At 54.9% G+C, this 10,428-nt stretch carries 10 protein-coding genes; 8 read left to right on the top strand and 2 right to left on the bottom strand.

The features are described 5' to 3' along the window. A partial coding sequence (locus HAP95_RS16760; RefSeq protein ID WP_497006444.1) for a recombinase family protein occupies nt 1–325 on the top strand: 325 nt, incomplete at its 5' end. Next, nucleotides 319–1,608, top strand: coding sequence for an RNA-guided endonuclease InsQ/TnpB family protein (locus HAP95_RS16755; protein WP_215885266.1), 1,290 nt, complete (start codon nt 319–321; stop codon nt 1,606–1,608). The genes HAP95_RS16760 and HAP95_RS16755, both read left to right, overlap by 7 nt. A 418-nt stretch (nt 1,609–2,026) precedes the next feature. Here the strand turns inward: HAP95_RS16755 and HAP95_RS16750 are convergent, their stop codons facing one another. Continuing rightward, nucleotides 2,027–2,521, bottom strand: a complete 495-nt coding sequence (locus tag HAP95_RS16750) for a tetratricopeptide repeat protein (protein WP_215885265.1) — start codon at nt 2,519–2,521, stop codon at nt 2,027–2,029. A gap of 317 nt (nt 2,522–2,838) precedes the next feature. Here HAP95_RS16750 and HAP95_RS16745 point away from each other — a divergent pair, with 317 nt between their 5' ends. The 6 genes from HAP95_RS16745 (at nt 2,839) to HAP95_RS16720 (ending at nt 9,462) form a co-directional block, all read left to right on the top strand. Then, nucleotides 2,839–3,330, top strand: coding sequence for a prepilin-type N-terminal cleavage/methylation domain-containing protein (locus HAP95_RS16745; RefSeq protein ID WP_215885264.1), 492 nt, complete (start codon nt 2,839–2,841; stop codon nt 3,328–3,330). 101 nt (nt 3,331–3,431) lie between these two features. Further along, on the top strand, nt 3,432–3,947 hold the full coding sequence (locus HAP95_RS16740; protein WP_215885263.1) for a prepilin-type N-terminal cleavage/methylation domain-containing protein: 516 nt from the start codon (nt 3,432–3,434) through the stop codon (nt 3,945–3,947). 18 nt (nt 3,948–3,965) lie between these two features. Further along, entirely contained in the window at nt 3,966–4,181 is a 216-nt protein-coding gene (locus HAP95_RS16735; protein ID WP_215885262.1) for a hypothetical protein, read from the top strand. 91 nt (nt 4,182–4,272) lie between these two features. After that, nucleotides 4,273–5,892: a diguanylate cyclase gene (locus HAP95_RS16730; RefSeq protein ID WP_215885261.1), complete on the top strand. Its 1,620-nt coding sequence runs from the start codon at nt 4,273–4,275 to the stop codon at nt 5,890–5,892. Further along, a complete protein-coding gene (locus HAP95_RS16725) occupies nt 5,879–6,964 on the top strand; it encodes an HD domain-containing phosphohydrolase (protein ID WP_215885260.1) in 1,086 nt (361 codons plus the stop codon). The genes HAP95_RS16730 and HAP95_RS16725 overlap by 14 nt, the downstream gene beginning before the upstream one ends. Beyond that, on the top strand, nt 6,946–9,462 hold the full coding sequence (locus HAP95_RS16720; protein WP_215885259.1) for an ATP-binding protein: 2,517 nt from the start codon (nt 6,946–6,948) through the stop codon (nt 9,460–9,462). Before HAP95_RS16725 ends, HAP95_RS16720 begins: the two co-directional genes overlap by 19 nt. Nucleotides 9,463–9,479: 17 nt before the next feature. Here HAP95_RS16720 and HAP95_RS16715 read toward each other — a convergent pair whose 3' ends face one another. Continuing rightward, nucleotides 9,480–10,355 (bottom strand): crotonase/enoyl-CoA hydratase family protein, encoded by an 876-nt coding sequence (locus HAP95_RS16715; protein ID WP_215885258.1) that lies wholly within the window; start codon nt 10,353–10,355, stop codon nt 9,480–9,482. Between the last annotated feature and the right edge of the window lie 73 nt (nt 10,356–10,428).

Genomic DNA, 10,428 nt, shown 5'->3' with positions numbered 1-10,428 from the left:
TCAAAAAACGTCGCAGCCACCCCCTCTAAAACTGGTCAAAAATATACGCTGTTACCTGGTCATTTTTAAACGCTGTTTGACAATTGCCCACAAAGATCGCCTGTTGCGTTTCGGGGCGGAATTGATCTTTGCGATTTGCGAAGCAAAAGACGTGGAGGTGCTCATCATCAACAAAGGCGTGGATACGACATTTGAGGAAGACTTGGCGAAGGACGTGCTGGAGATCATCACGGTATTCTCGGCGCGACTGTACGGTAGCCGTAGCCGCAAGAATCAGAAGTTGCTCGACGGCGTGAAGCAAGCCGTGGAGGATGCTTCATGCTGATCGCTCACAAAATCAGGCTCGACCCGAACAACGTGCAGGCGACCTACTTTGCGCGGGCATCCGGTACGGCGCGGTTCGCCTATAACTGGGCGCTGGCAGAATGGCAGCACCAATACGAGGCATGGAAACAGGACAACCGCCAGCCCAAGCCCTCGCAGATGGCACTCCGTCGCCAATTGAATGCGCTCAAGCGGGAACAATTCCCGTGGATGCTCGAAGTCACCAAGAACGCGCCGCAGATGGCTATCATCCAGTTAGGCGACGCGTTCAAGTACTTCTGGGCGGGACGTGCCAATTATCCGAAGTTCCGCAAGAAAGGTGTCCATGACCGTTTCAGTCTGAGTAATGACCAGTTCAGCGTTAAAGGTTCCCGCATACGCATCCCCAATCTGGGCTGGGTGCGTATGCGGGAGTCGTTGCGTTTCACTGGCAAAATCATGTCCGCCACGGTTTCCCATGTGGCCGACAAATGGTTTGTCAGCATTACCGTCGATACCGAAGAATCGCCCACACGCAGCGCCGAGAACCAAGGCGTTGTAGGCGTTGACTTAGGCGTCTTGGCATTAGCAACGCTCTCTACAGGGGAAAAAATCGTCGGTCCAAAGCCTCACAAGGCATTGCTCAAGCGGCAAAAGCGGTTGTCCCACAGTTTGTCGCGCAAGCACAAAGCGGCCAAAGTAAAACTGGGTTTAGGAGCCAATGCGCCTATCCCAAAAGGTGTGCGGCTGCCCGTATCGGAGAACGCGAAGAAGGCCAGAGCCAAGCTGTCCCGGCTCCATGCCCGTATCGCCAATATCCGGCAGGACGCCTTGCATAAGCTTACGTCCGACCTGACCCGGCGGTTTCATACCATCGGTATCGAGAATCTGAACGTGCGCGGAATGCTCAAGAATCGCCGTTTGGCCCGCTCCATCGCCGATATGAGCTTTTTCGAGTTCCGGCGGCAACTGGAATACAAGGCCGGGCGACGCGGTGGCATCGTGGTGGTGGCCGACCGTTGGTTTCCGTCGAGTAAGACCTGCTCGGTATGCGGAACGATTCAGGAAAAAATGCCGCTGGCAGTGCGTCAGTGGACGTGCCCGGATTGTGGAGCGATCCACGACCGGGATGTGAATGCGGCCAGGAATCTTCTGGCCCTTGGTTTGGCCACCCTAAGCGGCTCTACGGCGAGTTCCGTCGTATGTGAAGCCTGTGGAGAGGAAGGCACTGGCTCGGGTCGCAAGACCGGAGTGAAACCGGCCTCGATGAAGCAGGAATCCAGCAGTAAAGCTATCTATGGATAGGTTTGCGTAGGTATGGACGAACGGTCTGGAACAAAAACACAGGGGATAGTGATGAGTAACCAATCTCGCACCGTTGATCTTATGGCAAGGGACGGCAAGTTTGTTGAGATGGTCCCGGATTCCATAGTCAACGAAGTGATAACCAAGATACAGGCCATTTTGGAATGACAAAATGAGCACCGTCACCGTAATGTCCCATAATCGGCACCCCAGGGCGGCAGAAGAACCTAGCAAAACGGGCAATCTACCGTTCAGGATTTTTGGCCCACGAGACAGAATGGCGCATTGTGTCTCAACCCACAGGGTGAGCCCCCATGTTATCGTGTCCCCCCTTTGTTAAACGGCACCGACCGTGCCACCGTCAGCCCGTCTAAAACCATCAATGTCTCTGACCGTGCTCACTTGACGCTTCTCTTTACTACACCTCAAACCCCAGCGCGCGCAATTTGCCCTGGGCCAGACTATGCCCCAGTGCGGCGGCGCTGCCCAGCCAGCGCAGGCCGAGGCCCTGATTTTTGTCCACGCCCTTGCCGTTGAAATAACAGGCAGATAAAAAATCCATGGCATCGGCATGGCCTTTTTTGGCGGCGGCCTCAAAAAAACTGCTGGCAATGGCATGGTCGCCGGACCAGTAAAAATAAATACCCACCTGATTCAGTGCTTCGGCATCGCCACTGTCAGCCTGTTTCACACATTCCACAAAGCCTTGCAGCAGACAGTGCTGGTCCTTGGCGGCCAGGCTGCTCAGATCCACCTGCCGCAATACCCCGCTGGGCACTTGTGAACTGGGCAACTGCTGCCCGGCAATTACGCCCGAATCCAGCCAGTTATGGATGGTCCGCACCGTTTTGCCGGTGAGCAAAGCGGCCATTTGCGGGCTGATGAAAGCGGTGGACGGACAAGAGGCCTCCATAAGACTTCCTTTCTGCAAGCTTTATTTCATCGATATTAATGGAAAAGCAAAAAACTTTCATCGCTTTTCGATGAAAGCCTCACAGGATTTCATCGGATTATGATGAAAAGCACGGCAAGGTTTAGCGTGGAAACTTTGTTCCGGTGCGCGACGCTCTATGGGGTTACGGATGATTTATCCATAAAAACATGAAGATGGGCATGGCATACCGCTGTCAAAGCACGGCGATTATGATAATGGCACGCTTTCTGCTCTATAAGAAACAGTGCAGCGCCCCTTGGCGTTGCCGAACTTCTTACCACACAAGGAGCATCCTCATGAGTATGTTAGTCAAGAAGGCGCAGGCCAGCGCCGAAGCGGGTTTCACCCTCATCGAACTGATGATTGTCATTGCCATCATCGGCATTCTGGCGGCCATCGCCATTCCGCAGTATGAGCAGTATATTGAGACGTCGAAAGCTACAACTATTTCACAAGACTTCCACCAATTGGTTACACAAGGTACGGCTGCCGTCGCAGCAGGTGCAGCTGGTCAAACCACATCAATCTACCTTCCAACTAATTATTCATCTGGTGTTGAAGGTTGCGCTGTAATGTCTGCAACTACAGGTGGTACCGGAGCAGTTGCTGTAGCTGGTAGTGTTGTAACAGTTGCCCCTAATACTTCAGTTGCTTTCACAGTGGTTTATTCTACTTGTACTGGTGGGTTGCCTGGTAAAATCACCAATGCACTTACGGCTGCGGGCATTAGTGCAACTGGCACTTCAACAACTGCCACAATCGATCAGAACGGTGGTGTTTCTTACTAATTATACTTAAATGCTGCAGCCCTTCGGGGCTGCACTTTTCGGACAGTGCTCTGATCCCCATCTCAAGAATAGTTTCAGAACCCTCTCGGAAAGGTCACCCCATGCCCAGCCTAATACTCCAGAAGAACAGCGGCTTCACTCTCATCGAACTGATGATCGTCATTGCCATCATCGGGATTCTGGCGGCCATTGCCATTCCGCAATATTTTGCGTACATCGAAACGGCCAAGGCGCAGACGGTATCAGGTAATCTGAAAATGGCGGTAGATGCGGTGACCAATGCTTTTGCCGCCAGCAACAATGATGTGAGTACCAATATTTACAGCACCCTGAATGGACAATCTGCCCATGATGTGGCCGACCCGGTTTACGGCTCAGGCACTCCGGCTTTTGTCGCAGCAACCGGCACCCAAACGGGGCAATGCGGGCAGGTGTTGATCGATGCGGCCACTATCAGTCAGGCAGGCCCCCAACAAGTCACCGTTATGGTCAGCACCACGGGCTGCAGTGGCAACCTCGGTACCGCTATTGCCCGTGCCTGCAGTGCCGAAGGATTCATTCACGCCGCGACAACCAGCGGCATCATCATCACCCAAAACGGGAAAGTCACCCCGTAAACTCACAGGAGAACGACCATGAACGCCCATCATCCGCAACAGCGTATCAATGAGCTCCAGCAATTGCGCCATCGCCTGCTCAGTCGCCGCGAACAGCGCGGCGCCGCCACCGCGACCATCGACATGGAGCTTAATGTCGTGCGCAGCGAATTACAGGCCCTGTATGCCCTGCAGCGTCATCAAAAACCTGCCAATCAGCGGATTCCCGTCATGCCGGGCCTGAAAATGGCCTGAACGTCGCGGGCTGCGGCAGCTTGCACACCGTCCTGTGTGGCAGGGCGGGAGGCCTCTGTCTGCCCTGCCGCTGCGCTATGGCCTTCCGCTCATGTCCCGTCATTCCAACGATCCGCCCGCTCAAAACGGCCTCTGGCGCCGGGTCTGGGCGCGTCTGGGGCGGGGGGATGGTCTCCCGTCGCGGCGTGCGCACCCCTCCGACGCCCATGCCCGCCTGAAACAATATCTGGCTTTCCACAAGGCAGTCGGGCAGGTCATGGAACACACCGATCAGGAACACATCCTGCTCGAGTCCCTGTGTACGCTGGCGGTGGAATGCACGCCCGTCACCCTGGCCTGGGTCTGCCGGGTGGAGCCGGACAACACCCTGCAGACCCTGGCCGATGCCGGAGATACGGCTTATCTGGACAGCTTTGCCGAAAGGCGCAGTGGCCTGCCGGCTGACCAAGGCCCGCTGTTTCGGGTTTGGCAGGAACAACAGGCCCTGTTTAATGAACCCTTCTCCGCAGGACCGCTGCGCACGGCCTGGCGGCAAAATACCCGCCCCTACCAGTTGCGCTCCATGGCCGTGCTGCCCATTCATCGCGATCATCAACCCTGGGCGCTGCTGGTTCTGTATGACCGGGACCAGCAGGGTTTTCCGCAAGACTGTCAGGTGGTTCTGGAGGGCATCGCCCGCCGGGTGAGTGAAGCCCTGGAAGACTGGGTGGGCATTCTCCGCGAACGGGTACAACGCGAACACCAGCTGTTGCTGGGTACGGCCCTGCAAGCCGCAGAAGATGGCGTGGTGCTGACCGATGCCGACCGGCGCATTGTGTATGTGAATGCCAGCTTTTCCCGCATGACGGGTTATACCCTCGCGGAAATCAGCCGCTTCGGGCTGCATCATCTGCAAGGCCCGCGCACCGATCCCCGGACCCTGACCGAAATTGACGAAGCCCTTTGTGGCCCCGGCTTTTTCAATGGCAAACTGCTCAATTACCGCCGCGATGGCCAGACCTTCTGGAACCATCTGAGCATTATCCCCATTTATCAACGCACCGGAGCCATCAGCCATTATGTCGGCATTCAGCGCGATGTGACCGACGAATGGCTGGCCCGCGAACAACTGGAATACGAAGCCTGCCACGACCGCCTGACCGGTCTCGGCAATCGGCGCGCCCTGACTGATCAGGTGGCGGTCACCCTGCCGCGCGTTCAGCGCGTTCAGGATTCCCTGGCTATTTGCATGATTGATCTCGATCACTTCAAACCCATCAATGACCTCTACGGACATGAGGCCGGAGACCATGTATTGCGGGTGGTAGGGCGTCGCCTCCACGCCGCGCTGCGGCGCAGCGACTATGTGGCGCGTCTGGGTGGGGATGAATTTGTACTGCTGATTGAAGGTTTCAATAATTTCGAAGAGCTGGAACTGATTCTGGTCAAAATCGAGGTCGCCGTGAACGAACCCATTCATCTCCAATCGGGTGCCGTGGTCGGGGTCCGGCTGAGCATGGGGGTGTGTTTGTATCCTCCCGACTATGCCGGTGATTTCGATACCCTGCTGCGCTATGCCGATCAGGCCCTGTACCGGGCCAAGGCCAACAAACGCCAGCGCAGCCGGTACTGGGAATTGTTTGTCATGGAAGAACAGCCCGACAAAGCAATCAGTAAAGGCAGTGCGATACAAACACAGACGGACAGGAGCGATGCAGATGAAAATGGATAGACGTGATACGCAAGATACCCCACTGCAGACCCGAATTGTCATTGTCGATGACCAGTCCACCGGTCGCAAGATTCTCGAAAAAATCATTCAGGAGCTCTCCCCGCATCTGCAGGTGGACAGCTTTGCAAACCCCCTGGAGGCCATTGCCTCCTTGCCGGAACAAACACCCGATTTAATTCTGGTGGATTATAAAATGCCGGATATGGATGGTCTGGAGTTTACCCGCCAGGTGCGGCGCATGCCGGGCTGCAGTGATGTGCCGCTGGTGATTGTTACCGTCATCCAGGACACGCAAATTCGTTATCAGGCGCTGGAAGCCGGGGCCACGGATTTTTTGACCCGACCACTGGATGCAGTGGAATGTCAGGCCCGCTGCCGTAATCTGCTGCATTTGCGGTCCCAGCAAAAACTGCTCAGGGATCGGTCGCAGTGGCTGGAAAATCAAGTGGCGGCAGCCACCGCAGAAATCCGCCAGCGCGAACAGGAAACCCTCCTGCTCCTGGCCCGCGCCGGCGAATATCGGGATAACGAAACCGGATGCCATGTTACCCGCATGGCCCGCTACGCCCGCCTCATTGCCGAGGCGTTGCGGCTACCGATGGATGAGTGTGAGGCGATTGAAATGGCCGCCCCGCTCCATGATATTGGCAAAATCGGCATTCCCGACGCGATTTTGTTGAAACCGGGCAAGCTGAGTGCGGCTGAGTTCGACATCATGAAAACCCATGCGCAAATTGGTCATGACATTCTGGCCGCCAGTCGTTCGCCTTATACCCAACTGGGCGCCGTCATTGCCGGTGGGCACCATGAAAAATTTGATGGCAGCGGTTATCCCCGGCAATTGCAGGGCGAGGAGATTCCGCTGGTGGCCCGCATTGTTGCGATTGCCGATGTGTTTGATGCCCTGGCTTCCGAACGCCCCTACAAACGGGCCTGGACTGCTGAAGAAATACAGGCTTATTTCCGGGAGCAGTCGGGTAAACATTTTGACCCCCAATGTGTGCAGGCCTTTTTTCAGCAATATGCGGAAATTCAGAATATTCAGAGGCTTTTATGCGCCGCCCATCCTTAGGATTAAATCCTGGCAATGAACAGGAGCAGGCCAGTGTCCGCTTGCTGATGGGGGTAGCTTTATACGCTTATATTTATACCTATCCCTACACCAACTGGTTCAATCAACAGGATAGCCTGCAGAGGATGAACCAGACCGCGTTGGTATTTTTTTCGGCGGCCTTGCTGTTGCTGGCCAGCATTTGGGTCTGGCCGCAAAAATCCATCTTGCGTCGCGTGGTTGGAATGTGCATGGATGTCGGTATAGCCACCTATCTGATTCAGGCAAGTGCGGGTATTGCCGGATTACCGCTGCTGGGTATTTATCCCTGGGTCATTATCGGTAACGGCTTTCGCTTTGGTACCCGCTATGCGGTTGCTGCTACTTTCATTAGCATGATCGGTATGGTTTCGATTTTGGACCCCCGCCACCTTTGGGCTGGCAACAGTCACGCCCTTTTGGCGACCCTGATTATTTTCGGTATCCTGTTTTTATATATGAGCAAACTCATTTCGCGTTTAAACGGGGCCATTGAAGAAGCGCGCAAGGCCAGTCTCATCAAATCCCAGTTTCTGGCCAAAATGAGTCATGAATTGCGCACCCCCTTAAATGGGGTCATGGGCATGAGTGAATTACTTCGGGAAACGCCACTATCGGCAGAACAAACCGAAATAACGGCGCTGATTCAGAACTCTTCCCGGACCCTGTTGGAACTTATCGAAAATATTCTGGATATTTCCAAAATAGAAGCCGGAAAGCTGCAGTTACACCCCGTAGATTTCAGTCTGCGCGTCTTGCTGGACCAGTCCTGTTCGGCCCTGTTGGTATTGGCCCGGAAAAAAGGCTTGTATGTGATCTGGGACTCCCAAGAGTCCACCCCTGATCTGTTGCGCGGGGACACCCGGCGTTTACGGCAGGTGCTCTATAACCTGATCGGCAATGCCATTAAATTTACGGAACAGGGTGGCATAGAAATCAGGGTGCGTAGCCTGCCCATGACGCATCGTGAAATTCGCTTGCGTTTTGAGGTGATTGACACGGGTTGTGGACTGAGTGAAGCGGCCCAGGAGCACCTCTTTGAAGCCTTTACCCAGGTACATAACACCACACAAAACAATGCGGAAGGAACGGGGCTGGGGACCACCATTGCCAAGGAACTGGTGGAAAAAATGGGCGGGCAGATAGGGGTCGAAAGTGTCCCCAACAAAGGCAGCCGGTTCTGGTTTGAATTACCATTGCAACCCGCTGAAAAACCGGAAACTCTACAGGAAACCGTGGTGCATCTGGCGAAACAGACGCCGGTCCTGATTCTGGCCAATCCAGCGCTGGGACAAGCCCTTGGGGAGGCCTTGAAAACCTGGAATATTCCCAGCACGCAAACGGACAGCTCCCATCGTGCCCTGGATTTGCTGCGTAATGCCGGAACCCGAGGCAAAAACTTTGGACAGGTCTTTGTGGATCAGCAAATGATGGATATGGCCGTCGATCATTTTGCGCGTCTCGCCCGTGACCAGCAACTGATAGGTCATACGCCTTGGGTGCTGGTCAGCGATGCCTCCTTACGTTTTGATCGCTATTTTCAGGATATGGGCTTCAGTGCGGTCTTGACGACGCCCATTGACAAAAAAATGCTTTTCAACCTGGTGCATGCCGTGCAGAAACCCCAGGAAAATATGGGCAACAATATTGTTTCTCTGCATGATCATTATCAGCAAAGCCAGGGCAAAAAAGGCCTGTCCATACTGGTTGCCGAAGACAACCTCATCAATCAGAAAGTGGTGCAGGGGATTTTGCGACAGGCCGGACATCAGGTGCGTGTTTCCAGCGATAGCGAAGAAACGCTGGATATTCTGGCGGAAAGCAGCTTTCATCTGGATGTGTTGATTCTGGACCGCAACATGCCCGGCAAGGGCGGACTGGATGTCCTGAAAGCCTATCAGATGATGGAAACAGCGCATCCGGTTCCGGTCATCATGCTCACCGCCGATGCCACGCCCGAATCCATGCAGGCTTGTCTGGAAGCCGGGGCCAGTGCTTACCTCACCAAGCCGGTGGATGCCCGTAATCTTTTGGACCAGATTGCCCAATTGTGCCAACCCCAGGCGGCTTCCGCAAAAGCTCCGGCGGGCACCACGGCTTCGGCAGCCGCTACCCGTTCCGGGGCCTTGATCGATGATTCCGCATTGCAGGGGATTGTGGATTTGGGCGGGCCGGAATTTCTGGCGGAGATCCTGCGCGATTTTGCCCAGGATGGTGAGCAGTTGCTGCGGGTCATACAGGCAGCCCTGCAGCAGGGAGACTACCCTGGCTACCAGGATGCCATTCATGCCTTGAAAGGCAGCAGCATGCAAATGGGCGCCCACGCCCTGCTGGAAAACTGCTTACAGGCGGAGGCATTGAAACCCTATGCAATGAGCGGTGCTGAAATCCTGAATATTACGGCAGCCCTACAGCAAAATTTCCAGAAAACCTGCCGGGCACTCACCGCCTATCTCGACGGCCAGCGCCAGACACGATGATCCTGTACCGGCCTGATTCAGACTGTTTCGGCATGTCGGGCCGACTGTCTGGCGATCAGCCTGTCCATCATCCGCAAGTCCTTGTTGGTCAGACGCAAGGCCGCATCCACCCAGATTTCGACCGTCGCATACAATTCTTCGTAGGTAATGGGCGCGCAGAGGTCACGCACCCGTCGTAATGCGGCATAGCCATTCGCTGCCTGCAGATGTTTTTTGATATAGGCGTAAACGGTACGCTCTCCTTCCCCGTCTTCCGCCAGAATATCGACTACACCCATGTCATGCAGTTCTTCAGCCTGGTAAATGCGTCCGCTCAAAATCATTTTTTCTGTGGCAACCATGCCAATTTTACGCAGCAACAAACTATAAGCCCCCATGCCGGGAAACAGGTTGAACAGTATTTCGGGCATTCCCATTTTGGCGCTGCGTTCGGCAATGAGTACGTTACTGGACAAAGCTTTTTCAAAGCCACCACCCAGGGCGTCCCCCTGTACCAGGGAAATAGTCGTCAAATCTGCATCGAGATGGGTGATGTTGACGTACAGCGCCTCAATGCAGGACACACCATAGTGCAGCAAACCGGCGCGATCTTGTTGAGCGATCAGGTGTCGAAACAAATGCAGGTCGCCGCCCAGATTGAACACCCCAGGGACATCGGAACAACCTACCAGAAAGCGAATCTCGCGGCTTTCTGGTGCCGTCAGCTCGCTGCGAAGCTGCGTGTAAAAGTGCTGAAGTTCTGTCAACAGGGCGGGTGTAAAGCAGGGACGGGGCTGGCCATTCAGGTAATACCAGATGGTCTGATAAACGCTGTCGTAGTGCGTGCGCAGTTGCCGGTATTGCGGATCGCCTTGAGCAATCGGATTTGGCACAAGCTGGGGCATGCTGTTCATTCTCGGCTCCAAGTAAGCAAATTTTATGGGGATGGACTGCGCCCTCAATTTGACGAATTTTTGGAGGCTTAGC

Origin of the sequence: Acidithiobacillus sulfurivorans (assembly GCF_018853815.1) — a bacterium.
GTDB lineage: Bacteria > Pseudomonadota > Gammaproteobacteria > Acidithiobacillales > Acidithiobacillaceae > Acidithiobacillus > Acidithiobacillus sulfurivorans.
This window is presented reverse-complemented; position numbering and strand designations above follow the sequence as displayed.